Genomic DNA, 24,329 nt, shown 5'->3' on the forward strand with positions numbered 1-24,329 from the left:
TCCTTGGTCGGCCTACTGCGTGTGCCGCGATTCGAAGTGCTCCCGATCCACGTAGAGCTCGACGCCATCAAACTGGAGCACGACCGCAAGAAACAGCATGAACAGGCCCGTAACCAGGAGCTCAACACCAAGTCCTTGAAACGCGAATCCGACGATGATAAGAATCCCTCCAGTACCTAACCCAGCGCTGACGAGATTCGACGCCTCGTAGTAATCCCCGGCCGGTTGCAAGAACACATGGGCCACACGATCTCGCAGCGAGAGGTGTCTGTTCGTCGTAATCGTCTGCTCTTCAGGAGGCATCCTCAACGACCTCGTAATCAGTTATCTGCAGCGTCTCGGTCATCTCCATGAGCGCTTCGGCATCGCCGACCTTCCACGGCGGGACGATCCGGAGCCAGCTGATCCCCCAGCCGCGATGCTTCCCTGCGTGTCCGTGCAACCAGCCGAGGCTTGTCGAGATCTTCCCGCATTCCTTGCATCGGTAGATCTCGATCTCATCACTCACGCCGATCACCTCGAGGAGTGCTGAATACCCCCGCAATTTCGAGAGTTTGCCCCTGCTTTCGACCAGCCTTTGGTATGCACAGACCGGGTGTGCTCGCGCGTAATGCGTGAGGGTATTCTATTATACTCTCTCTGCGCATTATGCATAATGCAGCATCTCGACCCCGTCTGGCGATTTGTAGGCCATACCTATGCGTCATCGATCTCACCCTCGTTTATGCGCCGAGATACGGTGGCCTGATTGATCCCGACGATGTCCCCGATATCGCCTTGCGACAGGTCGGTCTGCTGATAAAGCCTCATCATCCACCAGTTGTCCCGGGCCCGCCGGGTGCGCTCTTTAGCTTTTTCGAGCGCATCCACATGCTCCGACCGATGGACGTAGTTCGACTGGGTTTTGCCCTCCTTGGACTCGACTTTCTTCCGATGCAGCTTCTTGAATTCAGGATGCCAGTCCAGTTTTGGCCACGAGATCGTCTCCGTTCGCTTCGAGTACGATTCCTCGTAGTGTTCGTTGTTCTTGAGTCGGTAGACTTTCGCCTCGCCTTTGGGCTCTCCTTTGTCGGTCTCTTGGCACTGAATCCAGTAATCGGCGCTGTCCGAGCCGATTCGCCCATCGACCCAGCCCTTCGACGGCGCTGTCATCATTCCGAATACCTGCCGGTAGCGCTTTGTCGCGAACGCCTGACTCAGGTTGACGTTGTCTCGAGATCCAGCACGCCGTGAGTCGACAGCGTCCTGCACTTCGTCGAGCAGGAGCACCGAACCCGGCGCGACCTCGTCGTACATCATCTCATAGTCTCGCGGATCGAGCGTCGCCTTCTCGGCTGTCCACCAGTTCATATCCCACAGAAGCGACAGCGTGACCGCGAGCGTCGTCTTGCCGACGCCCGTTTCGGCAGCTGCTGTGATGATGACGTGCATGTCTCGCCCCGAGGTCAGCCTCGAGGCGAACTCGTGGAACATCTTCGAGTCGGTCAGTCCCGGGAACTTGTGCCAGATGTCGATCGGGGCCGACACATCGTCGAACGGCCCCGGTCCGTCGTCTACTGGTTCTTTTGTCGCCATTCTTCCACCTCCTTGAGGAGTTCGTCATCGATCTCGGTTCGCGGCGTCGATTCGTCGATATCGGGGCCGAACCCGAGTTTGTTCGCTGCATCGTCGAGTTTCTGCGATGCGTTCAGGAGCACATGGCCGTCGACGAGCTCTCGGGATTGCGTGTGGATCTCGCGCTTTCCGAAGCAGTCCTCGATTTCTTTGACTTCGTCCGTCGGCTGGTTTGTCAGTGACTCCAGCCGGTCGAACCCAGTCATCGTTTGCATCTTCGGCCGGTAATTAACCACCTCGCCGTTTTTCTTGACTGCCTCCCAGCCATCCTGAATCTGGCAGATCTCCGCTTCTTCCCAGAACTCTTCGACCGACGTGTGCTCTCGCAACGGTTTGAGCGCCATGTAGAATTCCATCACTGCCGCCTGTAGTTCGTGGTGGATGCTCCACGGCACGTCTGGCGAGAGTTGTCGGGCTTCGATGTAATCGGACCGGGCCCGATGGTTTCGCTGCTGGGCTCGCGTGATGATCCGCGTCGCGATCGCGCCTTTTCGGGAGATCTGATCCTCGCTCGAGCTCATCGGTTATCCCCCGGCATCACGATCAGCGCGCCTGTTTTCGAGTCCATCCATGTGTTCAGTTCATCCTTGCTTTCCAGCTCGTGGTGGCGAACGAACTGAATCGGGAGCGTGGCTTTGAGCGAATCTGAGGATCCGTTTGGTTGAGTCAGATACTCGCCCAAGCCGATGACTGCGCCATCGTCGAGAGCGTTCGCGGCGGAGCGCGCCGAGTCCATCTTTTGGGTGCTCATGCGGTGTCTGACCGCCTCGTTTCGTCCCTCTATGATAAAACTACCAGCTGGGTGGTTGCTCAATTCACCACGACGATCACCACTGATGCAACGTTTTGTTAGCCTGCTCGGTATCCTGCCGCGCATGGCTCTAATGCCAGACGTACTGAAAGACTCAGCCCGCGAGGGTTGGGAGCTTGGTAGTGAAGATGGGCTTAGTGGCATCAGTAAAGCCGCTGGCCTTGCGGACGGGGCGTTTACGCTTCTGTTCGTGTTGATCATCCTCGCCGTGGCCGCACTGGTCGGTGGCGAATTCCTCGAAGCAATCCCGTCCGATGGAGCGTTCGGAGACTCCATCGACACGCTCGAGGACAACGCTGCGACCTCGTTCACGCTGTTCGCGGTCGGCCTGCTCATCATCCCGGCAGCCGCTGTCGTCGGCTACCTGTGGACGCAGATGGGCGGCATGATGAACGGCGGCCTTCAGCGAATGGGCCGGTGAGCGTCGATGCTGGACCAGCTCAAGCATAACGCAAATCGAGGATGGGAGATGGGCCGTGAAGACGGCTTCAGCGGCGTCACTCGAGCTGCGGGGCTTGCGGACGGGGCGTTTACGCTCCTGTTCGTGTTGATCATCCTCGCCGTGGCCGCACTGGTCGGTGGCGAATTCCTCGATGCTATCGAGGTCCCAACTGAAGATCCGACTCCGATCGAGGAGTCGATTGGCGACATCGAGTCCAACGCTTCGACAGCCTTCGTGCTGTTCGGCGTTGGCATCCTCGTGATCCCGGCCGCTGCCGTTGTCGGCTATCTGTGGACGCAGATGGGCGGCATGATCGGTGGCGGCCTTCAGCGAATGCGCTAATCCGCATTCCCCCTCGCGGGACACACCGTCCATTATTTAGACCATGTCACAAGCACTCAGCAGGGCAGCGCTCGGCTTTGGCGTGTTGCTCGTCGGCCTTCTCACGACTATCGCAGCCGCCGATCTGGCATACGACGGCGCCGATAGCGAGGCCGACGTTCTCGACACGTTCCACCCGGTCGCCGAAACCGTCCTGCCACTCCTTCCGTTGATCGTCCTCTTCGTCGCCGTGTTCGGCCTGATCGGCGCGGCTGCGTGGTTTCTGAACACCGTCAAATCCGGTTCCGGAGGTGGTTACCGATGATCCTTGAGGTTTTGCTGGCGCTGCTCGCGATTGGCACGCTCGCATCCGCCGCGATGGCGCTCAAAGTCGCACCCGTGTATTCGGCGATGATGAGTATGGCCGTCTGGCTCGTCGTCGCGTACGCGTCGACGTCAGTTGACGTCCTTCTCGCAACCAACGACGAGGTCGTCACGCACACAGTCAACGAGCCAGCGCTGGCTATCCTCGCGTTCGGGAACGCCGCGATCTCGTTGATCATCCTGGTCGCAGCCGTCGCTGGCCAGTACGGCGCTGGCGAACAGACCGGCATAGACGAACCCTACAATCCGACTGAACACCCATGATGCGCAAGCGCAAACAACCCGAGCGACCAGATCCAGAAGAACAGCACCGACGGAGTCAAGAGCAGACCCAGCACTCCGCCGCAACACAGACCGCCGCCCAAGAGGCGGCCAAGAGCACGCCCGACCTCTCCGAGCTCCAGAGTAAGGAGTTCATCGAGACCGCCTTCGAGCCGGACGTCAACCGTGGCGATGGAGTCCCCGGGTTCGAGAACAACCGCCTCGAGGAGCGCTATGCTGCTGAGTTCGGTCGTCACGCTGGCCTTGGGAACATCACCCGAGAAGAGTGGGAAGACCGCAAGCACCTCAACAGGGCTCGGGCAATCCTCGCGCTCCAGGAGTACCGCCGTCCGAACGGCCTCGGTTCCATGTGCCGGGAAGATATCCGAAAGGCGTGGACTGACGAAGACGAACCGCTCCCCAAGCGTGACGACGACCTCTCGCGCGAGGTTCGGGCGATGTTCGACGAGAAGACGAATCTTGAAAGCCTGTCGATCGGTGCGAAAGGCTTCGACGGTCTCACCAAGATTCACGCGGTCACCTACTCTCAGAATGAGGGTGGATCAAGTGGCAAAAGCGGGCTTCTAAGCCGGATGACTGGCGGCCTAATGGGGGGTAATTAGATGAAGGAATACATCCCCTTCACGCAGGCCCGCCGCCAGCGGTTATACGCGGAATCACTCCATCGACAGCGTGGAAACCACGAGGTTCTCCTGCAGATCGAGTATCCTGATGGCACCGAGCAGATGAAGCCTGCGGACTGGGATTCAACTGAATCCTGTTGGAAAACACCCGACGAACAGCGGTTTTACTCGAAGGGATTCGGTGGCGACCCCGGGATCCTGAACGGAGTCCCGATCGTCCACGTCGACGCCAGCAACGCTGGAGTCGTCTCCAGAGAGGCTGCGAAAGCAGCTGCCCGAGAGGATGACTACGACTACGTCGACAGTGACGGGAACGCACTCGAAGTTGTGGAGACAGACGAAGACGGCGCTCCAATCAAAGTAACGTACTCTGACGATGTGGATAGCTCGGTCGCCTCTGATGGCGGTGCGATGGATATCGACGATGTAGATCTCGCGTACGATCTGTCAGCACCAGAGGAGTACGATGGCGAGATCATCAAACGTCGTCTCGCGGGTTACTATGACCCGTATCCCGTCTCACGTCAGGAGGCAGACCAAGCCGTCGAGCACGCGAAGAGTGCCGCGGCCGACGCGGCGGGAACGTTGAAGACATTCCTGATCGGCTTCGGAGTCGCCTTCGCCGCCATCCTTCTGTTCATCGTCCTCATGTGGCTGCTTGGCCAGATCGGTGGCGGTGAAGAAGGGGGGAACGTCATCCCTGCGATGGTGAACAGTATGGGGGTATTCCGATGACTCAATCTGGGAGGAGGTAACCGATGTCTGATCCGCCGGCAGAATTCGATCGATCTGTGGCCAGAGAGCAGCGACGCGAGTCTGCAATCGAGCGCCGTCGTCAAGAAGAGCAAGAAGAGCGGCTCCGCGAAGAGATTGCTGCAGCTGAGGGAGTCGACCCGGCTCACGTTGAGGTTGAGCAGAGGAATGGAGAGATCATCCCACGGCTCACAGACGAAGGTGAGCAGACCCTTATTGACCAGGAGCGAGAGCGTTCCCGTCAGGAACTTAGAGAAGAGGTTGCTGACGATCTTGGTCTTGAGGTGAGTCAAGTTGCAGTTGAGCGTGAAGACGAACAGTTCGTGGCCGAACCCACCGAAGAGGGCGAGCAGACGCTCCGCGATGCAGAGGTTGATCGAGCTCGGAGCGAGTTGAGAGATGACGTTGCGGACGATCTCGGGCTGGATCCAGACCACGTGCGCGTTATCGAGACCGATGATGGTCTGACCGCAGAACCAACCTCACAGGGAGAGCAGATCCTCGTTGACGAGGCAGAGACAGAGATACGTGAGGAAATCGCTGATGAAACTGGCGTGGATCCGGATGACGACATCATTATCGAGGATGGCGAGGCTCGCTTAACTGACGAGATCCAACAGCAACGCGAGCAAGAACAGCGAGAGGAATTTGTCTCCAGTCTCGACGATGAGATTACCGATCTCATCGATCCAGATCCCGATGAGGATGTCGTTATCGACGATGGTCAGATCCAACTCGCCGACGGTGCGGAACAGCAACTCCAGGACGCCACTGAACAACGGCAACGCGAGGAGTTTGTCTCTGATCTTCGGACAGATGTTCCCGCCGGTACCCGTCTCGACGCAGATGAGGATGTCGTTGTCGAAGATGACGAGATTCGCCTCTCCTCGGACGCCCAGGACCGAATCCGAGATCTGCAGATCGAAGAGCACCGAGAAGAGGCTGCAGACGATATCGGCATTGATCCAGATGAACTTCGCGTTATCGATGATGGCGATGAGATCTCGCTCGAACCCACATCAGACGGTGAGGAACGCCTTGGTCGAGAGCGGTTGTTTGACCAGCGTTCGGAGTTAGCCGACGAACTCGGCATCCGTGAACAGATGATCGACGTCGAAATGGACGGTGATGTTGATGACTGGGGACTCGATATGGACCCCTCCGTTGCTGGCCACGTCGATGATCCTGCAGACCTCCCTGGAATTGAAGACGAGCGGGACGAGTTCGCCGACGAACTTGGAATTGAGGTTGAGGATCTGAACATCACCACCGAGGATGGAGAGGTTGCCTTCGAGCCTGTTGGAGATGGCCGCGAGCAACTGGCTCGAGAAGGGTTGTTTGACCAGCGTTCGGAGTTAGCCGACGAGCTCGGCATCCGTGAACAGATGATCGACGTCGAAATGGACGGTGATGTTGATGACTGGGGACTCGATATGGACCCCTCCGTTGCTGGCCACGTCGATGATCCTGCAGACCTTCCAGGCGTTGGCAGCGCACGCGAGGGATTAGCCGACGATTTGGGAGTTTCAGAAGACCAGATCGATATCGACGCGGTCGGTGGCGAGATCTCTCTTGATCCGACGGATGAGGCGATCGAGGATGTCACACGCAGAGAGCTCGATACACAGCGCTACGACGTCGCACGCGATCTCGGAATAGATCATCGGGCGCTTGAGATCGATACGGAAGGAGACGTCGAAGACTGGGGCTTCGATGTTGATCCCGGTCGTGTCAGCGATCCACTCGACGTCCCCGGCGTAGAGGATGCTCGAGAAGACTTTGCCGAGGAGTTGGGCGTCTCGGAAGATGAGATCGATATCGAAACCGTCGACGACGAGATCACGCTCGGACCAACAGAAGCTGCAGAGGAGCAACTGATACTTGACGAAGTGGCTGGTGAGCTTGGCGTGTCTCCTGACGATCTCGTTCTGACCGACGTCGATCCTCAGGACGTCGACGAGGTAGAAGAGATGCGTCGTCATTTCGCCGACGAAGTTGGGCTTTGGCCCGATGCAATCGACGTCAGCCAGCAAAACGGAGAGATTGGATTCAGCGTGGCCGACCGGTTCGACGGCTTCGAGGACGCCACTGAGACGATGGATTTCGAAGGAGAGTTGACTGGTGTCCAACTCGCGGACGATGCAGATCCGTTTGCCATCGATGCTGTCGAAGATCAACGCCAAGATGTCGCTGACGAGCTCGGCATCGATGAACATCTCGTTAGCGCCGATATCGAAGATGGTGCTGTCGAGTTCGATCTTCGACCTCGCGGCGAGGCGCTCGTCGAGCGCCAACATCTCGACGAACAACGCGAGGAGTTTGCCTCCGAGATCGGCGTCGAACCTGGAGACGTGGTGAGAGAAGACGACCAGTTCACAATATCTGAAGATGCCCAACTTGGGCAGGTTGAGCAACAGGTTTCAGAGGATCTCGGCATCAGTGCCGACGATCTCGAGGCGACGTTCCGTGACGAAGAAGTCGTTGCTGAAGAGCGATTTCGTCGATCTCGAATGGGGTTAGACGCTGACGACGTCCAAGAAGTCGATATCGATATCGATCCAGATGTCGAAAGCGAGCTGCTCCGAGACGATGCAGCCGAGACGCTCGGCATTGATCCCGGTGAGGTCGAGGGAGTCGACCCATCGACAGGCGAACTTGAGTTATCTCGTGGTGCTCAGGAGGATCTGCTGCTCGAGCAGATCCAAGATGAAGATCCCGGTGTCGATCCAGACGACGTCAGCTTCGTCGAAGACGACGGCGAATTGGTTGCAGAGGTTGAGGGGCCGTCCACGTTCGACATGGCTGTCGATCGTTTTGTCTCGATCGGTCGCGAAGAGCACACGCCCCAGGACATCGCCTCAGGCATCGCCGATGGTGTCGTCGATATCGGCTCCAACATCAGAGAATCTGTTTCTGGGGCCGCCGAGACGGTTGTAGACGTTGGACAGGAAGCACACAGCCCGCAAGATATCGTGTCAGACGCTGTCGACACTGTTCCAATCGACGAGCGAGCAGCCATCGCTGGCGGTGGCCTCTTGGCAGCACCAGATCCAGTGACCGACATTGGTGGCGCTGCGATCTTGACCGGCGGCGCGCTTGCAGGGGGAGCCGTGCTCGCTCACGAGCGGTTAACAGAGACTGAGATTGATGAGATCGAACAAGAGACACCAGGTCTGACTGGCGCCGAAATCGACATCCCAGAAGACAGTGTAGAGTGGGATGTAACCGAGATCGAGGCTCCTGAAGGGCGTGTTGAGTGGGATGCGACTGAGTTTGAAGCCCCTGGAGAACGCGTCGAATGGGACACCACAGAACTCGACATCCCAGAAGATCGTCTGGAGTGGCACCAAGAGGAAGTTGGAGTTCCGGAGGACGTCATCGATGAACGGGCAGAGGTCGGTATTCCAACGATCGAAGCTGCCGAATTTGCGGGTCTCGATCGCCAGTTCGAGGAGGACATCGAACCCGTCTCCGAAGGCGTTAGTGCCGGCGTTATCACCGCCGACGATCTCGTCGATCCCGACGAGATGCACCAAGGCGTCGAGCGCGAGCTCGAAGACCAGCAGTTCGACCAAGCCGATTTCGAGCTCGATCGCATCCAAGAGACGCTATCGGACGATGCGCTGGCCGAGCAAGAGGTCTTCGAAGATGTCACTGGCGAACTCACGCAAGGAGGGACGTTTAGAGACGTGCCCGGACAGGCGATCTGGGATGATAGCGAAACACTGAGCCGCGTCGCTGGTGAGCAACTCGCTGAAGAGCCGACACCCGACGCCATCGAGGATACACTCGAGCTGATCGAGCAAACCCGGCCGGAAGTATTCGACGACGCCACGACCGAAGCGCCTCAGGGCGTGTCTGAGAGTATCGTTCAGCAGCCAACCGATGCCGTCGATCATGTTGGCGGCATCGCAGTTGGTCCAGGACTCGGTAGCGGCCCTCGAGCGCCAGTACTCCCAGACCAACCCGCGTTCGAAGAGCAGATCCTCGACCGGGGTGCGGTCCCGCCGCTGGTTGATGATGCCGTGCGGCTCGGTCCCGGAGAAGAAATCGTCCACGAACAGCCGTCAGCAATTCCGGAAACGCCACGCGAGCGGGTCGATTCTCATCTCCGAGAGGGTTTACACGAGCGCCTCGCGGACGACGTCGTCCAACAACCCCAGGGGCGCATCGATGTCGATGTGCCACCGATGGAGCAGCAACAGCCGGACGTCGGTGCGCCAATGGCACCTGAGCTTCGGACGGGAGTGGCACCATCCGACGAGTTCGTGAGCCCACTCTCACCCACTCAGGTTGAGGCCGACACCGAGGTCGCGAACCCACAAGAACACCAAGTGGCATTCGAGACGCCGTTCGTCACCCCTCAGGTCCATCAGACTGGTCGACAGGGTCGCCCGCCGCTTCGGGTGCCGATGCCCGATCTCGATGCCGAAGACGGGGCTGAAGGCGAGGTCCCCGGCTGGCAACAGGGCGACTATTTCAACCCGTTCGCTGGGCCGGGAGAGATCCTTGGCATCGGCGCTCCTGGCCAATCGCCGATGCAGGGCCTGTTCGGAGGAGGTGGCCAGCGTGGATAGAGCGCAAACGTCGCTCCCGTACATGCTGCTCCTGGGAGCTGTGTCGTTTGTCCTGATGACCTACCTCTACGTTGTCCTGGACCCGGTCGTCACCGAGATCGTCGGGACATCGGCCTGGCAGGATGGATCCGAGGAGACGATGGCCGGACGAGAGCGTCTTCTGGCGATGTGGGACGTTGCGCTGATTCTCGGCCTGACTGGTATCGGTCTCACTATCCTGTGGGCCTCACGGAGGGGAGTCTGATGCTGATCCTGCGCGTGATCGTCGTGATCGTCGGCCTCTTCACGCTCGTGTTGATGGGGCTGATGGTCGGGCTCGTCGTCGACCCGCTCTTCGAGGAGGTGATCGCCAACGATGCAGTCGAGTCGATGGGGATGGACCAGAGCCTGCGCGTTGCGATGATGATTGGTATGGGGATGGTCCTGCCGCTGCTCGGCGTGGCGGCGCTCATCTGGCTGCACACATCTGGACTGAAACACGACGTCGGACACCGGAGGTACTGATCATGACGACAGATGACCTGAAACGGCTCCAGGAAGAGGCGCTCGCAGAGGCGAATCGTGAACTGAACGCTGCGGCACGCACACGAATCCAGACCAATGATTGACGAACAGAAGATCCGGGAGATCGTCCAAGACGAGCTCCAGAAGGCAGATGCATCGACAGCAGACGAACAAGACAGCGGAGGATACAGCCGGCGAAACATCTTGCAGGGGGCAGGCCTCTTCGGCTTCGGATCCCTCGCAGCAACGGCAGTTGGACGCGGAGGTATCGGCCAGGCCAGTGCCAACAACGGTGATGCTCTCTACGGCATTGATCAGATCGGGCTACCAGACGATCGCGTCGAGACACTCTACGTCGACGAGGTTGACAGCGTCCTCGAGGCCGGAACGCTGGACGGAGATCTCGACGCAGACGGGTACGATATCCAGAACGCTGGATCGGTCAGTACAGAGGAGGCAGATGTCGACGAGGCATTAGTGTCTCTTTTGAGGGACGGCGAAGCCAGAGTTGATCGGCGCGAAGTCTATGCTATCGAATTAACGGGACAAGGAGGATTTGACGAGACAATAGATGTGCCTCTCTCTGATGGAGTCACAACGATTGTTAGGGCAAAAGATATCGACGATGAGACTGGCAATGTCGAGATCCGATTGCAGTGGGGAGACAGGCAGAGCGACCGCTATACTTTCCTCCATCGGAATGAGCAAGGGGAGACTGATAGAGAGGACAATGCCACATCATGGGCTCTGCTCACGCATCACGATGGGGACCGCAATGTCACATCTGGCGAGTGGACTATTCGTCAAACAAACGATGCTGCGGAAATATCAGGCAGTGGCTATGATATGTTTGGCGAAGAGCACGAAGCTCTAACAGCCGGCGGATTAAGTGGAACCAAAGAAGAGGACGAAATCCGTCTCGTCACCAATAACGATCCGTCGAGTGATAGTGATTTCAGTTGGGAGTTCCAAATTTTAATCGTGGATGGTGGTTTGGGAAACTGATGAATGCCACCACTGATTTCGACGGTGGTGGGGGCGTATTATTATGAATGTGAAGTTTGAAACTTACGACGAAAACGGGACACCCCCCTCAGAATACGACTCATACGGAATGTTTCGTCTGGATGGAGTCGCAGGACAGACGGTTAATTTTGTCTGGGACAATGTGGATGACATCCGGGATGACCGCGTTCCGAGTGATTATAATCTCCTATGGACGACAGATGTGGATGACCCGGATAGCTGGCAACGATTCGAGGACAGTCCCCCTATTTGGTCCAAGTCATTTGGTCCAGACGAAAACACGGTTTACGTCCTCATATGGCCGTCATTGAACTACCAAAACACAGTCGATTATGCCCAAAAACTCGACGAACACGACGAAGTAACTCTTGATGTTATAGGGCAAAGCCAGGAGGGGCGTGATGTCTACCGAATGGCTATCTCAGACCCTGAAGTTCCTGACAGTGACAAATTAAAATTCCCAATATTCTCAAGAATCCATCCGGGTGAATCTTTGATAAGTTACACTTTTGAGGGTATGGTTGATTACATCCTTGACGTCTTCCAGGACCCTGATATTGAGTTCGAGGAGGACTACAATTTCCTTTGTTACCCGCATCTACATCCCGATGGAATGTATCATGGTTGGGACCGCTACGATGCCGACGAAAGGGACTTTAATCGGGTCTGGGAAGAGGAGACTCCCCCTGCCCCGATTGATGACATTCGCTCGGACATCGAGGATATGCCGGGAGAGCCAGATTGGTTAGTCGATCTCCACTGTGCAACGCACACCGATCAGGACGCAGCTCTATACCATCCCGATGCTCCAAACGCTGACGAGATGGATATAATCGAGGCTGTGGCCGATAAATCGCTATCGATGAGCGACACGAAAGCATGGGACACTGAGGGGGGAACGACTACTTGGTGGTATGAGAAGCACGGGAGACCGGGAGTGTTGAGCGAGACATGGACTTACTACGACTACGAATTGGACGAACTCAGAGAGGAGGGGGAAAACTTCATGAAGGAATTGACAACGACTGTTGACTCCTGAGGCGCACTTTGCACGAGACTCATTCCTGACTGTCGTGGAATAAACGTTCGATCCACCACCTGAGCCACCACGCGAGTTACCACTGATCCGATGTTTTGAGAGTCTACTTGATGTTTGCCCGCGCATGGCTTCGACCGTTTTCACATGTTACAGCTAAGGCGGCCAGCACAGGGACACGATGGGATCTGACACAGGACTCAGCCGGAAACAGCGCGTCCTCTTAGTCCTGGCTGGCGCGCTTTTCGTCCTCGTGCTTCCACTTCTCGTCAACGCAGCACTCTCATCGCTCTACACCGCTGAGCCCGGGATTACGTACGATTCCAGCGACGGCCCACAGATCGAGTTAGCGACCGAACTCGAGAGTGACGCCGCCGAGCCCTTCCCCGAAGAGAACACCGTCGACATGAGCCCGCAGGCCGAGTTCTACAGTGACGGCCCGACTCAGGCGACCGTCGACCAGTTCGGCGACGACGGGTCACAGACACAGCTCTCGGATCTGAACGTCTCTGATCACCAGCTCGAGATCGATGTCGGCGATCGCGAGCGCGTGGCTATCCAGGGCGACGCGGACGAGATCGCGTTCAACGATCCGGACGTGGACGCGGGCGAGGTGATGACCGTCACCCAGTCGGGCACCAGCGAGATCTCCATCTGGGGTGTCGACGACGAACTCGTCGCTGTTATCGACTCGGACAGTCAGGAGATTATCGAGTGGGTCGAGCCCGACGACGGGATCGTGACGTTCGACGTCGACGGTGACCGCTCGATCGAGATGTTATCGGGAGAACCGCCTGTGATCGATTCCGACAGCGCCGAACCTGTCGGCGACCAGGACGAGTTCCCCGAGTCGTTGCAGGTTGACGTCGAATCCGGCTCCGGAATTGACGAAGACCTTGACGTCGAGTTCGAGCTGAACGGTGAAGACGTCGGCAGCGATACCGTCACCGGTTCCGGGACGGCATCCACCTCAGTTGACGTCGACGACGTCGGAACACACACGTGGACAGTGACCGTTACGAACGAATTCGGCGACACGTCGACTGAAGAGTTCGAGTTCGAACTCGACGACACACCACCAGAGATCGATCGCGACAGCGCCGAGCCCGTCGGCGACCTCTCGACGATGCCCGACGACCTCAGCGTCGACATCGCACCCGGAACAGACTTTGCGAGCGAGTTCGAGGCCGAGTTCGAGCTCAACGGCGAGTCAGTCGGCACCGACAGCTTCGACGGATCAGGGACTGCGTCAGTCCCATTCGACGAAGAGGACGGTGGCTCACACACCTGGTCGGTGACCGTCACCGACGAGTTTGGACAGTCGTCAACTGAAGAGTTCGAGTTCGCCTTCCCAGACGAACTCATCATCCGCGACGTCACCACGGCCGAGGTCATCAACGAGGCGAACGTCACAGTCGAGTTCTTCAGCGGCGAGTTAGTGACTGAGGCGCAGACGACCGACGGCGTCATCGATATGGGGGGTGTGCCGGTTGAGGAGAACCTGATCGTTTCCATCGACGCCGAAGGCTACCACAGCCGGACAACGATCATTCCCTCCATCCTCGAGCAGCAGACCGCTTGGATGCTCGACCAAGACGAAGACTCCGTCCTCAACGAGTTCGAGATCAACGACGAGACCGGCAGCTTCCAGACCGGAGAAACGCGTCTCGAGATCAGTCGCCCGATCCCTGATGAAGACACTGACGAGCGCACGTTCGAGGTCGTTGCTGGCGATTACTTCGGTGCAGATGGTGTCTTCCCCGTCGAACTCGCCACGGGGCAGCGCTACCAGCTTGCGGTCGTCAACGACGACGGCGAGCGCCGATCCGTCGGGACATACACCCCACGGACAGACGGCCTTCGAACGATCGACATCGGATCCACATCGTGGAGTCTCGGCGACGACGAGAGTTACGCAACCGAGGCACGATACACGACCGAGGAGATCGACGGTGAGGAGGTCGATCATATCATCTTCGAGTTCGGCGATCCCGAGAATCGCGTTTCGGACTTGGAAGTCCGCGTCGAGGACCGATTCAACAGTTCGAACGTGATCCACGACGAGTCCGTCGCCGATCCAAGTGACTACCGGCTCGTTCTCCCGCTCGAGGAGGACCAAACAGACACACAATGGGTTATCAACTACAGCGCAACCGTCGACGGAGAAGTACGGCAAGCCAAGATGCCAGTCGGGCCTTCGGAGGACATCCCCCTCCCCATGGACGCACAATGGCTCCAGACGCTCGTGATCGTCGCGCTTGTCGTGCTTGCCGCGGCGTTCCCCGGCCCACTGTCCTCCATCGGCGGCGCCGTCGTCGTCTCGATGGCCGGTCTCGCCATGATGGCTGGCTGGCTTGGGATCCCCGTCTCCGCCTGGTTCGTCGCCGCGACGATCGCGGCGTTGGGCATCCTACGAGCGAGGGAGGCTGAAACGATATGAAGGGACTCCAGATCGCCGCCTTCGTGTTCTGTTTCAGCCTCTCGATCGGCTTACTCGCCGGCCTCGGGTGGTTCGACGTCGTCGGGACGCAGCCCGATCCCGGGATCGACAACACCGACGCCGTCGAAGAAGAGGCTGAAGAGGTCGAAGCAGGTGGAGAGAGCAGCCGGGATGAAGGCATCCTCGGCACCATTGGGGCAGTCAACGACGTGATCAACACCCTCAGGACGTTAACAGTGCAGACCGGGTCAGCCCTGACGAATCTGGGGGTCCCGGCGCCGATCGCGTACGCGATCCACTCTGTCGTCGCGCTCGCGCTCCTGGTCACGATGCTCGAGATCATCCGTGGTATGAGGTTCGGAACATGAGAGGCGATCGCGAGTGGTACCGGTATCTCGGTGAGGGAGAGTTCTGGGATGCGCTCTTTCAGCCACACATCGACACGGTCGGAACCGCCGGTCTGGCGATGCTTATCGGAGTGCCGCTGATCCTCTCGCTCTACGCCTGGACGGGGACGTTCCTCATTCCAGCAATCATCCTGGCACTGTTCGGCGGCATCATGATCATGGCGGCGCCGCCCCAGCTCGCGATCATCGGGACGCTCATGGTCGTGACTGCAGTGACGATCTCGTTGCTCTCGGTCTGGGGTGACACCTGATGTCGATCGCACACCGAGAGGTTCGGACGTGGCGGTGGCTCGTCTGGTTGCTCGTCCCGGCGCTCCCGCTGCACGAGCTCACGCACGCGATCGTCGCGAAGCCCTGGGCCGATGTCGAGATCGACTGGCACCACCCGATGGTCATCATGCACTGGGACGATGCGCCCCCGTGGGCGATCCTCTGCGCTCACGTCGCGCCGCTGTTGATCGGCTGTCTCGTCGGCAGCGCGGCGCTGTTCGCCTTTGCGATCGGGTTCGTTCCCGAGCTCCACTTCTTGGTCTGGGTGTGGCTCCTCGGCAACTGGTTCAATTACACAGCGCTGACGCTGCAGGACCTACGCGTCTTCTCCTGACTCGGTGTCGCACTCTCCTGTCGTCTCCGACACGATCGACGCATATCGATACTCCAGACAGTCCGGGATGCCCGAACCTTCATAATCTGTTGGCGTGTTTGTAGACATATGCGACCCGATAACGACAGAGGCGGTACTGAGAAGCCTTTCGGAAAACGATCTGCTTCGTGCGCTGACTGCCGAGTTGATGAGACTAACGCGATCGAGACGATGAGGGCTGTGGCAATGGGAGATCGTGATCCCAAAGAGTGGTGGTGTGATCAGCATATCGAGGTGTTCGAGGAAGAGACCCGTGATTGGGCAGAGGGTACTGAGAACGGGGTGTTTGACTGATGCGAATGAAAGACTACCCCGAGGACGACGGGAAAATGGTCTGGCTTTCCCTCGAGGAGGTCGACCAGCTGATCGCGGCCGCCGGCGACACCCGCCGCACCATCGCGATCTCCCTCGGGGCGCGCTGCGGGCTACGATCGAAAGAGATCACGGAGGTCACCCCCGCCGATATCGTCCAGAGTGAAGCCGGCGATCGCGTCCGCGTCTGGAAGGGCAAAGGCGACAAGTACCGCGAGTCGCCCCTCCCGCAGGATCTCTCCTCGCGTATCTCTGCGTACGCCGACGTCGGCGGCCTCGAGCCCGACGATCCGCTCGTCGACTGCGCGACCAGGACGCTCGAGCGCTGGGTGCACCACGCCGCCGATCGCGTCCGCGCCGAGACCGGCGACGACGGCTGGAAGTTCGTCACGCCTCACGATCTCCGACGTAGTTGGGGTACGCTGCTCGTCGAGGACGACGTCGAGCCCGGCATCATCATGGAGTGGGGTGGCTGGGAAGACTGGGAGACCTTCCGCGAGCACTACCTCGGCGCCTATTCCATGAAGAAACAGAAACAGGAGCAGGCGAAAGTGAGTTGGCTCTAATTCTGTCACGGTTTTCCAGACTACTTCCCGAGAAACGACGATCGGGTGCCCCTTCGATGTCTGGTGATTCTCCAGTAGCGAAGCGAAATTAAAAACAGTAACCGAACCCGACAAAGCCACGTCGGGCGATTCGGAGAGACGCAAATGGGGGATTCGCGTCTCTACCGAACGCTTATTATCTTACCCTGTCAGTTTCAGATCATGACTGAGCGGAAAACGTGTTCTGAGTGTTCCACACACGTACCTCCGAGCCGCAATCGCTGCGCATCCTGTCGCCGAAAGGCCAGCCTTTCCGATTCGGCGAGCAGCCCAGACGTCGCTATCGATGGATCGATCAGACGGGAGAACGCGGCGGGTTCGGAATCTCGGTCAGGACGGAATCTTGGTCGCTTCGTTCCATCACTCAGCCTTCACGCGGTGCTCGTGAGAATCCGATCCCTCTTTTCGACCGGCTTGATGCTCATTTCACTCGGCGTCATCGTGATCGGCATCTATCTGATGGCTGTTGGCCGACGAACGACCGCTGTCGCCACCGAGATGTCGCTTCACGGGACTACCGTCCCCGAACTCGAGGTCGGCGGTCTCTACTTCCGGCCCGACGAGGTCGTGTCTCTGATCGGCGTCGGCTTGTTCATGCTCGGTGCCACGGTGATCGTGAAGATGACGTTCGGAAAATCCACGCACTTGGCTCCGTTCTGAGTCCGTTTACTTTCGCTCCGCGTGGGTCCGTTTTATTGAGTGTCCGTTACGATGACTGGTTATGATTGAAGACGCGCGGGCGCTTGAGGTTCGGCACGTCCCCCAGGATCTCGAGCACCGCGACGGGCAGATCGACACGCTGGCCGCCGAGTTGCGGCCGATCGAGAAGGGGTTGTCGGGCGACCATACCTTTATTTTCGGCCCCAGCGGCTCAGGGAAGACGACGCTCGCGCAGTTTGCCTCGCGCCAGCTCACCGAGGAAGCCATCGACGTGCGATCGGCATATCACAACTGCATGTCGGCAAGTTCGAAGACCGACGTGCTCCACGGCCTCGTCGACGACGGAGATCTGGCGCGGCACCTCCAGCGCGACGGCGTCCCAGCGAGCCGGTATCTCGACTGTTTTCGCGATGTCGACGGGCACGTCGTCGTGATCCTCGATGAGGTTGACGTCCTGGACGATCCCACGACGCTGATTGCCCTCTCGGAGTTGGGAAACGTGACGATCGTCGCGATCACCATCGATGAAGACGACTTTTTCGCCAGTTCGCAGTTCAACGGGCGCGTCAAGTCGCGGTTTTCGCGCTCGCAGAAGATCCAACTTCGGAAGTATCGTCAACACGAGCTCGAGGACATCCTCTGGGCGCGCGTCGAGGCCGGGCTGAAGCCGGGTGTGGTCGGCGATGGCGTGATCGCTCACATGGCCGATCTGGCCGCCGGTGACGCCCGCGAGGGGGTTATCCTACTGCGCCGAGCGGTGAAACACGTGATTGGCGACGAACGGTCACAGATCACGGTCGCCGACGTCGATGCGGTCGAAGACAGTGCACGCGAGGAGAAACGTCAAGAGCACATCCACGCGCTCGGGACACACAAGCGCCTTCTCTACGATATTATTGAGCGTGCTGGTGAGATCGGCGCGGGTGAGTTGCGCAAGACGTACGAAGAACGGTCGTCAAATCCGAAAGGCGACAGCACTCGCGGAAGGTATTTGGCTGCGCTCGAGGACAAGTACGAGCTGATCGAGTCGTCCGGATCCACCAGAGCGAAAGTGTATCGCGTGACCGGGGCGAGTTAGAAGCCGGGCTTCGGCCCAAGTACGAGCGTGATCGGGCCGTTTGAGTGGGTCTCGACCGTTGGATCGGCGTGTCGCGATTTCTTCTCGGGCATTATCTGCCGCTATGTTCGCACTGGAATATAAACTTCTGCCCGTTTTGCCCATCTTTTGCCCATCGGGGTAGCGCGCTTCTACGTCGTGATTTCGTCTGCGAGCGCGGATTTCCAAGTTATCTGCCCACCGCCGGTGTAGTCTTATCCCCATTCTCGAGTTTCATCAGATCATGTCTGTCAGGACTTCCAACGCGAACGGCGACCGACCGCGGCTGAAGACTGAGCTCGACGACGGCCGCGGCGTCGAGATCGAGATCACCGGAACGGCCACGAACAAACGGCGGATCGATGTCCGCGTCGACGGCGGTCTGAAGTGGGTCTTTGCGGTCCAAGAGGATACCGCCGGGCTCGTCATGGCGCTCAATCAAGAGCACGGCGGCCGCGTTGTCGATGCTGAGATCCCAACCTGGATGGAGCCGCTCCTGCAGCGGCTCGGCCTCGAGGGGATCGCAGAATGAGGTTAGTCTTCGTCGATCTCGAGTTCGTCGGCGCTGATCTCTTCGTCGAGATACCGCCGCCCGAGTTCTGCGAGCGAATAGTATCCGTCGTCTGCCCGGTGGAGAAGGTCGTTTTTCGCAAGAGTGCGACAGCGTTGTCCGACGTAATCGGGGTGGGAGCTGATGTTTCTCCCGATGACCGCAGGAGGAACTTCACGGGCATCCCTGACGTACTCAAGGATTGCGTCATCAGTCGGTTTCATCCATGGTGCCCTCTCCCGCATACCGTTGTCCGGGAGTTGTCATCCTATCAAACCAGGCCATCGACCTTAGTTCCTACGTATATGGGGCTCCTAGAACCTGTATATATCTGGTTGGCGGTCTTCAACTCTGTATATGGCGAGGATTTAAGTCACTGTAGTATACACTCAGAGTCAACGAGAGTTTCACGCGGATCTGACTATCAGTCGGGTCCGGCAGTAAAATGCGGACTGGTGCTGATGACACCGGGTCCGCGCGGCTCTCGTGAATCAGGCACGACAGCCATGTTGGAAGAAACGACCCGGGGTAATCAAAACCTCGACACGGCTCACGCATCGACAACGAGTAACACATTTAGAGACGGCGACGACCTTCCGGACGACGTCGTCGCGACCGTCCTCGAAGAACTGTTCGACGCGTCGTTCGAGATCGACGGCGGGAACCCGGACGCACTGATCGCGAGCGGACACGCTGCGTTCGGCGAGGAGATCGTCGACGACTCCATTGCGCGCATCGATCCTGACGGAGGTGACGCCTGATGGCGCGCGGCGGCTGCCGCAACTGCGGCGCGCGGACAACGAAGCCGCGACTGTGCAAGCAGTGTCAGCGCCTCGAGCGCCAGGGCTTCTTCGCCGATTCCGGGTCGGCGTCGGACAGCCAGTCCCAGACCCAGGAACTCGAGTGCACGGACTGTGGCGAGATCTACCGCGGGACGACCGCAAGTGAGTGTCCGACCTGCGGCGCGACCCGCTGCCGGTACGTCGGCCCGCTGCCCGGCGAAGATAAGGAGATCATCGCCGACGGCGGGATGTCCTGGACGGATCTCACGGGCTTCCAGCGCGACTGCCTCGAGGCGATCGCCCGCGTCGAGCGTGGTGACGAGACCTGTTACGGCCTCGCGATCAAGCGCCGCCTCGAATCCACGCGTGGGGAGGAGATCAACCACGGCCGCCTCTACCCGAATCTGGATACGCTCGTAGATCTGGACTTCGTCGAGAAGTCGACGCTTGACCGGCGGACGAACGAGTATCGGCTGACGGACTCTGCGCGAGCGGTGTTGATCCAGCGCGCCGAGCGTCTTGCTGACGCCGCCGAGCTGCACGCGGTCGGAGGTGGTCAAACGTGAGCGAGTGGATCGCCGACGCCGGGACGACCTGGTGCCCGCGCTGTCAGCGCTACCGAATCAACTGCGCCCATCTTGGAGGGGACAATGTCGGCAGCTGAGGCGAAGCCGGCCGCTGATCGCAAAGCCGAGATCGTCTCAGCTGTCGAGAACCTCGTCGCCGCGGAGGTAACTGATACTGTCGGCGGCGGGGCGCCCTCGACGGCGATCGCCGAAGAGACCGGACTCGCACGCAAGACCGTTGAGAACTACCTGAAACGGCTCCTCGAGGCTGGCCGCGTCGAGCGTGTCTACGGCGTCGGCCCGCACGGTCCGCGATACAACTACTTGCCGGGTGATTCGGAATGAGTTCGCATTTCCTCGGAGTCGTTCGAGATGATGGTGGGCAGGACTTTGCAGACGGTTTCGAGATGCACTGCTGCCATGGTGTAACCCGATTCGTTGCACGGTTCGAAGACACTCCCGAGACAGTCCTCGATGCCGATGTTAACGGTGACTCGGTCACAGTTCAGGGCTGGTCGGATGACGAGTGGTTTTGTGATGATGTAGTCGTCGAACGGATCGATTCGGCACAGGGCGGTGTTGCTGTTCAGTTCCTCGAAGAAAACGGGGTGGAAGCATGACGGCGAGTAACGTCGTTCAGATCACCCTCGAGGGCGACGAAACCGACAACGAACGCGAGCGCCCCGAGACGTTCCTCTGGTGTCCGGAAACCGATCAGTGGGTGCTTCGCTCGCTGCGCTTCGACTGGCCGTACGAGCTGTACGAGTCGCCCGAGGCCCACATCGAGGAGTTGAACGACACGTCCGAACCGGACGACTCCGGCGTCGGCGACGATTCGGACGAGCCCGAACGCGTGGGCGCGTGGTACGACGTCACGATCTCGGTGTCGGTCGACTACCGATTCCGCATCCCCGCCTGGAGCGATCACGAAGCGAAAGACCTCGCGAAAGAGTGGCGGTTGGATGCGAGGCCAGCGGACAGTCACGTCGTCCACACGCAGACGCGTGAGGTCGACGAGATCACAACCGAGGACGTTCCCGAAGACTTCGATCCCTACGGGAGCGAGCTGTTGTACGAGGTGTTCGAAGATGCCAAGTGAGGAGACCGAGAGTGGCGATGAGCCCACCCTCGAGGAGTTTGCGCTGCGCCGGCGTGCGCACGACCGGCCGACGAGCGTCTGGGTCCAAGCCGACACACAGCGCGACCCGCCAGAAGGGCGCGTGCTTGCCGACCGGATCGCCCACCTGCTGACCGACGACGGCGAGGTGCACGAGACCGATTTGGCGTCTGTTCCCGAAACCGAGCCCGGGGACGTCGTCTTGATCTCGGCCAGCAGCCTCGACGAGTTAGTTGAGGTCGTGCGCGAACAGCTCGCACTCACGCGCATCAAGGAACGATCGATCGTGGTCCACGTCGACGAGTTGCCGAAACGCGTCCAGGAGGTTCTCGATGTCCGCGTGAGTGCGACCGGGGACAAGCACTACTCGGAGGTCGTTCGGCTGGTGTGGCACCCGTACGAGAACATGCTGTTCGAGCGTCCGCTTTCTGGTCTGGGAGGGGTTTCAGATGCCGAGTGACCGAATCACGCCAGGGAAATCGATCACGCCGTTCGTCTGTCCGCACGGCCACCACTCGGTTCGGCCCAGTGCGCAGCGGTTCTGCTGTCAGACCTGTCGGAACCAGAGTCGCAAGACGACCTCGTGGCCGAAGTCCGAACTCGTCGACCTCCGAGAAGAGGAGCCACCGCTTCGCGACGATCGTGACATTGTGGCCGACGGCGGGCCCGGAATCTGTGAGACCTGCGGTATCGATAAGATCGGTGACCGATGCCTTACCCGGTCGTGTCCCGATCGCCACTCGAGCGTCGACGAAGTTCTGGGCGACCAGACCACTCAGGAGATCCGAACCGATGGCGGTACACCCAGAGACGGGACTTACCTAATCAACGGCGAACAGGTTCCGGTCGAACAGGTTGACGAGTTCGACGCCGATTTAATTCTCTCGACCGACGTAACCAGAGCCGTTAACGAAGGGTTCGACTTCACGGACATTTGGCGTCATGTGTCCGTGGAAGTCGAGAACGACGAGGAGTCGTTTACTGCGACCGTCGCCGCGTGCGAGATCGAACACGGAATGGCCGCGATCAGACTGACCGAAATTGACAGGGAGTCGGATGTTGGTCGCGATGTTCCGACCGACGGCGGTACTCCCAAAGACGACACTGACCGCCCGGCTTTCGTCGATCCGATGGCCGAAATTGTCGAGTGCCACTTCTGCGGTCAGACGTGGGAACCCGAAGCCGTCGAAGGATTCGACCTCTCGGCGGAAGACGAGTACTACCCGAATATGGTGCCGGTCTGCCCGGAACACGCGTGGGGTGGTTGCAGATGACAGAACCATACTGCGCGGTCTGCCGACGAACCGTCACCCCCGACGGCGAACACGTTGAGGTCGAAGTTGTCATCGATCCCCGAGAAGAGCCGTGGGGAACGACGTACTACTTCCACCATAGCTGCTGGATCGATGCAGATCCGACGGAAGAATGGGGTGAGCCGGCGTGACTCCATCTGACGTTAGTGCCCACCGACTCGGTCCGCACAGGTGCCCAGTAATCGAGTGTCAGAAGTGCGGTCATGCACACCACTACGACGCTCGAAAAGGCCGATGCTCGAAGTGCTACGCTTTCCTCCCAGAAGCGACCGACGAGCAACACCAGCAATTTACAGACTTCCTTGTCTGGAACACGCGGCACTTCTACGCGGGGGCTGACCGATGAGCGACCTCGAGCCGATCGAGCCGGCAGAGGCGGTCAACCTCTACCTGAACCACCGCGAGCCAGACCTCTCCGAGAAGAGCGTCCAGAACCACCGTTACCGACTTAATTCGTTTGTCGAGTGGTGTGACGAACGCGGCATCGATAACCTGAACGACCTGACGGGGCGGGACCTCCACCGGTTCCGGACCTGGCGGCGCAAGAACGGTATCGCGAAGGTGACGCTTCGCGGCCAGCTCGCGACGCTCCGCGTCTTCCTCGAGTTCTGCGCGAACATCGATGCTGTCGAGCCCGGGATGCGCGAGCGCGTGCTGTTGCCCGAAGTCGATCCTGAAGAGGCGTCGAAAGACGAGAAGCTCGAGGAGAGTCACGCCAACGATCTCCTCGATTACCTCGAACGCTACCAGTACGCGTCGCGCGAGCACGTCGTCGTCGCGATCCTCTGGCATACCGGCATCCGCCTGGGAAGCCTGCGCGCGTTCGACCTGTCGGACTTCGACCCCGACGCCCGTTGTCTCGATCTCTGTCACCGACCAGATACCGGGACACCACTCAAGAACGGGAAAGGGGCCGAGCGATCGATTGCCGTTGGCGAGACGTTCTGCCGCGTCATCCAGGACTACATCGACGTCCATCGTGACGACGTGTTCGACGACTACGGCCGACGGCCTCTGATCACCAGCCGCGAGGGCCGCCTTTCGGCGACGGCGATCCGCCGGACGATCTACCAGACAACGAGGCCGTGTCAGTACGGCATCTGCCCGCACGACCGTGACCCCGACGATTGCGAGGCGATGCTCCACAATAAGGCAAGCCAGTGTCCGAGCTCGCGATCTCCGCACGGAATCCGCCGCGGATCGATTACGCAGCATCTCCGTGACGGCACTCCCGAGGAGATCGTCTCGGACCGCATGAACGTCTCCGGTGACGTTCTCGACCAGCACTACGACCGACGGACCGAGCGCGAGAAAATGGAGCTCCGACGGCAGTTCCTCAAAGAGACATGAGCGACCACATCACCACCCAACCGACAGCCGACCGAACCGAACGCCGAACCGACCACCGAGTGAACGGACTCTGCGCAGCGGCGTGCAGACAGTGGGTGATACCCCGGCGAGTCCA

35 protein-coding genes are annotated in these 24,329 nt (G+C 59.4%); 29 read left to right on the forward strand and 6 right to left on the reverse strand.

Features of this window, described 5'->3' with window-relative positions:
* Positions 1-12 precede the first annotated feature (12 nt).
* From OB905_13120 to OB905_13140, 5 genes are all read right to left on the reverse strand, one after another.
* A complete protein-coding gene (locus OB905_13120) occupies positions 13-303 on the reverse strand; it encodes a hypothetical protein (protein MCU4926909.1) in 291 nt (96 codons plus the stop codon).
* The gene (locus OB905_13125) at positions 293-508 is read right to left on the reverse strand and encodes a hypothetical protein (protein ID MCU4926910.1); all 216 of its coding nucleotides are present in this window, start codon (positions 506-508) and stop codon (positions 293-295) included. Before OB905_13125 ends, OB905_13120 begins: the two co-directional genes overlap by 11 nt.
* Before the next feature lie 188 nt (positions 509-696).
* Positions 697-1,575 carry a hypothetical protein gene (locus OB905_13130; protein MCU4926911.1) on the reverse strand — a complete coding sequence of 293 codons (879 nt, stop codon included), beginning with the start codon at positions 1,573-1,575 and terminating at the stop codon, positions 697-699.
* Positions 1,554-2,135 (reverse strand): hypothetical protein, encoded by a 582-nt coding sequence (locus OB905_13135; GenBank protein ID MCU4926912.1) that lies wholly within the window; start codon positions 2,133-2,135, stop codon positions 1,554-1,556. The genes OB905_13130 and OB905_13135 overlap by 22 nt, the downstream gene beginning before the upstream one ends.
* Positions 2,132-2,365 (reverse strand): hypothetical protein, encoded by a 234-nt coding sequence (locus tag OB905_13140; GenBank protein MCU4926913.1) that lies wholly within the window; start codon positions 2,363-2,365, stop codon positions 2,132-2,134. The genes OB905_13135 and OB905_13140 overlap by 4 nt, the downstream gene beginning before the upstream one ends.
* 124 nt (positions 2,366-2,489) lie before the next feature.
* On the opposite strand from OB905_13140, the gene OB905_13145 reads away from it, so the two are divergent.
* From OB905_13145 to OB905_13240, 20 genes are all read left to right on the forward strand, one after another.
* A complete protein-coding gene (locus OB905_13145) occupies positions 2,490-2,846 on the forward strand; it encodes a hypothetical protein (GenBank protein MCU4926914.1) in 357 nt (118 codons plus the stop codon).
* Between the two features lie 6 nt (positions 2,847-2,852).
* Complete coding sequence (locus tag OB905_13150; protein ID MCU4926915.1) at positions 2,853-3,209, forward strand: hypothetical protein; 357 nt, start codon at positions 2,853-2,855, stop codon at positions 3,207-3,209.
* 43 nt (positions 3,210-3,252) lie between these two features.
* Complete coding sequence (locus OB905_13155) at positions 3,253-3,513, forward strand: hypothetical protein (GenBank protein MCU4926916.1); 261 nt, start codon at positions 3,253-3,255, stop codon at positions 3,511-3,513.
* Positions 3,510-3,836: a hypothetical protein gene (locus OB905_13160; GenBank protein MCU4926917.1), complete on the forward strand. Its 327-nt coding sequence runs from the start codon at positions 3,510-3,512 to the stop codon at positions 3,834-3,836. Before OB905_13155 ends, OB905_13160 begins: the two co-directional genes overlap by 4 nt.
* Entirely contained in the window at positions 3,833-4,456 is a 624-nt protein-coding gene (locus OB905_13165; protein ID MCU4926918.1) for a hypothetical protein, read from the forward strand. Before OB905_13160 ends, OB905_13165 begins: the two co-directional genes overlap by 4 nt.
* On the forward strand, positions 4,457-5,212 hold the full coding sequence (locus OB905_13170) for a hypothetical protein (GenBank protein ID MCU4926919.1): 756 nt from the start codon (positions 4,457-4,459) through the stop codon (positions 5,210-5,212).
* Positions 5,213-5,235: 23 nt separating this feature from the next.
* Entirely contained in the window at positions 5,236-9,807 is a 4,572-nt protein-coding gene (locus OB905_13175; GenBank protein MCU4926920.1) for a hypothetical protein, read from the forward strand.
* Entirely contained in the window at positions 9,800-10,051 is a 252-nt protein-coding gene (locus OB905_13180; GenBank protein MCU4926921.1) for a hypothetical protein, read from the forward strand. Before OB905_13175 ends, OB905_13180 begins: the two co-directional genes overlap by 8 nt.
* Positions 10,051-10,311, forward strand: a complete 261-nt coding sequence (locus OB905_13185) for a hypothetical protein (GenBank protein MCU4926922.1) — start codon at positions 10,051-10,053, stop codon at positions 10,309-10,311. Before OB905_13180 ends, OB905_13185 begins: the two co-directional genes overlap by 1 nt.
* Before the next feature lie 96 nt (positions 10,312-10,407).
* Positions 10,408-11,316 carry a hypothetical protein gene (locus OB905_13190; protein ID MCU4926923.1) on the forward strand — a complete coding sequence of 303 codons (909 nt, stop codon included), beginning with the start codon at positions 10,408-10,410 and terminating at the stop codon, positions 11,314-11,316.
* A gap of 43 nt (positions 11,317-11,359) precedes the next feature.
* Complete coding sequence (locus OB905_13195) at positions 11,360-12,376, forward strand: M14 family zinc carboxypeptidase (protein MCU4926924.1); 1,017 nt, start codon at positions 11,360-11,362, stop codon at positions 12,374-12,376.
* A 178-nt stretch (positions 12,377-12,554) separates the two neighbouring features.
* Entirely contained in the window at positions 12,555-14,813 is a 2,259-nt protein-coding gene (locus OB905_13200; GenBank protein ID MCU4926925.1) for a hypothetical protein, read from the forward strand.
* Positions 14,810-15,181 (forward strand): hypothetical protein, encoded by a 372-nt coding sequence (locus OB905_13205; protein MCU4926926.1) that lies wholly within the window; start codon positions 14,810-14,812, stop codon positions 15,179-15,181. Before OB905_13200 ends, OB905_13205 begins: the two co-directional genes overlap by 4 nt.
* Complete coding sequence (locus OB905_13210; protein ID MCU4926927.1) at positions 15,178-15,471, forward strand: hypothetical protein; 294 nt, start codon at positions 15,178-15,180, stop codon at positions 15,469-15,471. Before OB905_13205 ends, OB905_13210 begins: the two co-directional genes overlap by 4 nt.
* Positions 15,471-15,824 carry a hypothetical protein gene (locus OB905_13215; GenBank protein ID MCU4926928.1) on the forward strand — a complete coding sequence of 118 codons (354 nt, stop codon included), beginning with the start codon at positions 15,471-15,473 and terminating at the stop codon, positions 15,822-15,824. Before OB905_13210 ends, OB905_13215 begins: the two co-directional genes overlap by 1 nt.
* A 108-nt stretch (positions 15,825-15,932) precedes the next feature.
* The gene (locus OB905_13220; protein MCU4926929.1) at positions 15,933-16,157 is read left to right on the forward strand and encodes a hypothetical protein; all 225 of its coding nucleotides are present in this window, start codon (positions 15,933-15,935) and stop codon (positions 16,155-16,157) included.
* The gene (locus OB905_13225) at positions 16,157-16,741 is read left to right on the forward strand and encodes a site-specific integrase (protein MCU4926930.1); all 585 of its coding nucleotides are present in this window, start codon (positions 16,157-16,159) and stop codon (positions 16,739-16,741) included. The genes OB905_13220 and OB905_13225 overlap by 1 nt, the downstream gene beginning before the upstream one ends.
* Before the next feature lie 456 nt (positions 16,742-17,197).
* On the forward strand, positions 17,198-17,440 hold the full coding sequence (locus OB905_13230) for a hypothetical protein (GenBank protein ID MCU4926931.1): 243 nt from the start codon (positions 17,198-17,200) through the stop codon (positions 17,438-17,440).
* 61 nt (positions 17,441-17,501) lie between these two features.
* Complete coding sequence (locus OB905_13235) at positions 17,502-18,518, forward strand: orc1/cdc6 family replication initiation protein (protein ID MCU4926932.1); 1,017 nt, start codon at positions 17,502-17,504, stop codon at positions 18,516-18,518.
* A 262-nt stretch (positions 18,519-18,780) separates the two neighbouring features.
* Positions 18,781-19,068: a hypothetical protein gene (locus tag OB905_13240; GenBank protein MCU4926933.1), complete on the forward strand. Its 288-nt coding sequence runs from the start codon at positions 18,781-18,783 to the stop codon at positions 19,066-19,068.
* A 2-nt stretch (positions 19,069-19,070) separates the two neighbouring features.
* On the opposite strand, the gene OB905_13245 is transcribed toward OB905_13240, so the two are convergent.
* Positions 19,071-19,310: a hypothetical protein gene (locus tag OB905_13245; GenBank protein ID MCU4926934.1), complete on the reverse strand. Its 240-nt coding sequence runs from the start codon at positions 19,308-19,310 to the stop codon at positions 19,071-19,073.
* Between the two features lie 282 nt (positions 19,311-19,592).
* Here OB905_13245 and OB905_13250 point away from each other — a divergent pair, with 282 nt between their 5' ends.
* From OB905_13250 to OB905_13290, 9 genes are all read left to right on the forward strand, one after another.
* Positions 19,593-19,847 (forward strand): hypothetical protein, encoded by a 255-nt coding sequence (locus OB905_13250; GenBank protein ID MCU4926935.1) that lies wholly within the window; start codon positions 19,593-19,595, stop codon positions 19,845-19,847.
* Complete coding sequence (locus OB905_13255; protein MCU4926936.1) at positions 19,847-20,434, forward strand: helix-turn-helix transcriptional regulator; 588 nt, start codon at positions 19,847-19,849, stop codon at positions 20,432-20,434. The genes OB905_13250 and OB905_13255 overlap by 1 nt, the downstream gene beginning before the upstream one ends.
* Before the next feature lie 84 nt (positions 20,435-20,518).
* A complete protein-coding gene (locus OB905_13260; protein MCU4926937.1) occupies positions 20,519-20,779 on the forward strand; it encodes a winged helix-turn-helix transcriptional regulator in 261 nt (86 codons plus the stop codon).
* Positions 20,776-21,054: a hypothetical protein gene (locus tag OB905_13265; GenBank protein MCU4926938.1), complete on the forward strand. Its 279-nt coding sequence runs from the start codon at positions 20,776-20,778 to the stop codon at positions 21,052-21,054. Before OB905_13260 ends, OB905_13265 begins: the two co-directional genes overlap by 4 nt.
* Positions 21,051-21,533 (forward strand): hypothetical protein, encoded by a 483-nt coding sequence (locus OB905_13270; protein ID MCU4926939.1) that lies wholly within the window; start codon positions 21,051-21,053, stop codon positions 21,531-21,533. Before OB905_13265 ends, OB905_13270 begins: the two co-directional genes overlap by 4 nt.
* Complete coding sequence (locus tag OB905_13275) at positions 21,523-22,011, forward strand: hypothetical protein (protein ID MCU4926940.1); 489 nt, start codon at positions 21,523-21,525, stop codon at positions 22,009-22,011. Before OB905_13270 ends, OB905_13275 begins: the two co-directional genes overlap by 11 nt.
* Positions 22,001-22,825 carry a hypothetical protein gene (locus tag OB905_13280; GenBank protein MCU4926941.1) on the forward strand — a complete coding sequence of 275 codons (825 nt, stop codon included), beginning with the start codon at positions 22,001-22,003 and terminating at the stop codon, positions 22,823-22,825. The genes OB905_13275 and OB905_13280 overlap by 11 nt, the downstream gene beginning before the upstream one ends.
* On the forward strand, positions 22,822-22,995 hold the full coding sequence (locus OB905_13285; GenBank protein MCU4926942.1) for a hypothetical protein: 174 nt from the start codon (positions 22,822-22,824) through the stop codon (positions 22,993-22,995). The genes OB905_13280 and OB905_13285 overlap by 4 nt, the downstream gene beginning before the upstream one ends.
* A 211-nt stretch (positions 22,996-23,206) precedes the next feature.
* Entirely contained in the window at positions 23,207-24,214 is a 1,008-nt protein-coding gene (locus tag OB905_13290; GenBank protein MCU4926943.1) for a site-specific integrase, read from the forward strand.
* Positions 24,215-24,329 lie beyond the last annotated feature (115 nt).

Source organism: Halobacteria archaeon AArc-dxtr1 (genome assembly GCA_025517425.1).
Taxonomy (GTDB): domain Archaea; phylum Halobacteriota; class Halobacteria; order Halobacteriales; family Natrialbaceae; genus Halostagnicola.

Bases quoted from the DNA above. Each gene is read 5' to 3' on its own strand.
- OB905_13120 (MCU4926909.1), bottom strand. From the start codon at position 303: ATGCCTCCTGAAGAGCAGACGATTACGACGAACAGACACCTCTCGCTG.
- OB905_13130 (MCU4926911.1), bottom strand. From the start codon at position 1,575: ATGGCGACAAAAGAACCAGTAGACGACGGACCGGGGCCGTTCGACGAT.
- OB905_13135 (MCU4926912.1), bottom strand. From the start codon at position 2,135: ATGAGCTCGAGCGAGGATCAGATCTCCCGAAAAGGCGCGATCGCGACG.
- OB905_13140 (MCU4926913.1), bottom strand. From the start codon at position 2,365: ATGAGCACCCAAAAGATGGACTCGGCGCGCTCCGCCGCGAACGCTCTC.
- OB905_13145 (MCU4926914.1), top strand. From the start codon at position 2,490: ATGGCTCTAATGCCAGACGTACTGAAAGACTCAGCCCGCGAGGGTTGG.
- OB905_13150 (MCU4926915.1), top strand. From the start codon at position 2,853: ATGCTGGACCAGCTCAAGCATAACGCAAATCGAGGATGGGAGATGGGC.
- OB905_13155 (MCU4926916.1), top strand. From the start codon at position 3,253: ATGTCACAAGCACTCAGCAGGGCAGCGCTCGGCTTTGGCGTGTTGCTC.
- OB905_13160 (MCU4926917.1), top strand. From the start codon at position 3,510: ATGATCCTTGAGGTTTTGCTGGCGCTGCTCGCGATTGGCACGCTCGCA.
- OB905_13165 (MCU4926918.1), top strand. From the start codon at position 3,833: ATGATGCGCAAGCGCAAACAACCCGAGCGACCAGATCCAGAAGAACAG.
- OB905_13170 (MCU4926919.1), top strand. From the start codon at position 4,457: ATGAAGGAATACATCCCCTTCACGCAGGCCCGCCGCCAGCGGTTATAC.
- OB905_13175 (MCU4926920.1), top strand. From the start codon at position 5,236: ATGTCTGATCCGCCGGCAGAATTCGATCGATCTGTGGCCAGAGAGCAG.
- OB905_13185 (MCU4926922.1), top strand. From the start codon at position 10,051: ATGCTGATCCTGCGCGTGATCGTCGTGATCGTCGGCCTCTTCACGCTC.
- OB905_13190 (MCU4926923.1), top strand. From the start codon at position 10,408: ATGATTGACGAACAGAAGATCCGGGAGATCGTCCAAGACGAGCTCCAG.
- OB905_13195 (MCU4926924.1), top strand. From the start codon at position 11,360: ATGAATGTGAAGTTTGAAACTTACGACGAAAACGGGACACCCCCCTCA.
- OB905_13200 (MCU4926925.1), top strand. From the start codon at position 12,555: ATGGGATCTGACACAGGACTCAGCCGGAAACAGCGCGTCCTCTTAGTC.
- OB905_13205 (MCU4926926.1), top strand. From the start codon at position 14,810: ATGAAGGGACTCCAGATCGCCGCCTTCGTGTTCTGTTTCAGCCTCTCG.
- OB905_13210 (MCU4926927.1), top strand. From the start codon at position 15,178: ATGAGAGGCGATCGCGAGTGGTACCGGTATCTCGGTGAGGGAGAGTTC.
- OB905_13215 (MCU4926928.1), top strand. From the start codon at position 15,471: ATGTCGATCGCACACCGAGAGGTTCGGACGTGGCGGTGGCTCGTCTGG.
- OB905_13220 (MCU4926929.1), top strand. From the start codon at position 15,933: ATGCGACCCGATAACGACAGAGGCGGTACTGAGAAGCCTTTCGGAAAA.
- OB905_13225 (MCU4926930.1), top strand. From the start codon at position 16,157: ATGCGAATGAAAGACTACCCCGAGGACGACGGGAAAATGGTCTGGCTT.
- OB905_13230 (MCU4926931.1), top strand. From the start codon at position 17,198: ATGCTCATTTCACTCGGCGTCATCGTGATCGGCATCTATCTGATGGCT.
- OB905_13235 (MCU4926932.1), top strand. From the start codon at position 17,502: ATGATTGAAGACGCGCGGGCGCTTGAGGTTCGGCACGTCCCCCAGGAT.
- OB905_13240 (MCU4926933.1), top strand. From the start codon at position 18,781: ATGTCTGTCAGGACTTCCAACGCGAACGGCGACCGACCGCGGCTGAAG.
- OB905_13245 (MCU4926934.1), bottom strand. From the start codon at position 19,310: ATGAAACCGACTGATGACGCAATCCTTGAGTACGTCAGGGATGCCCGT.
- OB905_13250 (MCU4926935.1), top strand. From the start codon at position 19,593: ATGTTGGAAGAAACGACCCGGGGTAATCAAAACCTCGACACGGCTCAC.
- OB905_13255 (MCU4926936.1), top strand. From the start codon at position 19,847: ATGGCGCGCGGCGGCTGCCGCAACTGCGGCGCGCGGACAACGAAGCCG.
- OB905_13260 (MCU4926937.1), top strand. From the start codon at position 20,519: ATGTCGGCAGCTGAGGCGAAGCCGGCCGCTGATCGCAAAGCCGAGATC.
- OB905_13265 (MCU4926938.1), top strand. From the start codon at position 20,776: ATGAGTTCGCATTTCCTCGGAGTCGTTCGAGATGATGGTGGGCAGGAC.
- OB905_13270 (MCU4926939.1), top strand. From the start codon at position 21,051: ATGACGGCGAGTAACGTCGTTCAGATCACCCTCGAGGGCGACGAAACC.
- OB905_13275 (MCU4926940.1), top strand. From the start codon at position 21,523: ATGCCAAGTGAGGAGACCGAGAGTGGCGATGAGCCCACCCTCGAGGAG.
- OB905_13280 (MCU4926941.1), top strand. From the start codon at position 22,001: ATGCCGAGTGACCGAATCACGCCAGGGAAATCGATCACGCCGTTCGTC.
- OB905_13285 (MCU4926942.1), top strand. From the start codon at position 22,822: ATGACAGAACCATACTGCGCGGTCTGCCGACGAACCGTCACCCCCGAC.
- OB905_13290 (MCU4926943.1), top strand. From the start codon at position 23,207: ATGAGCGACCTCGAGCCGATCGAGCCGGCAGAGGCGGTCAACCTCTAC.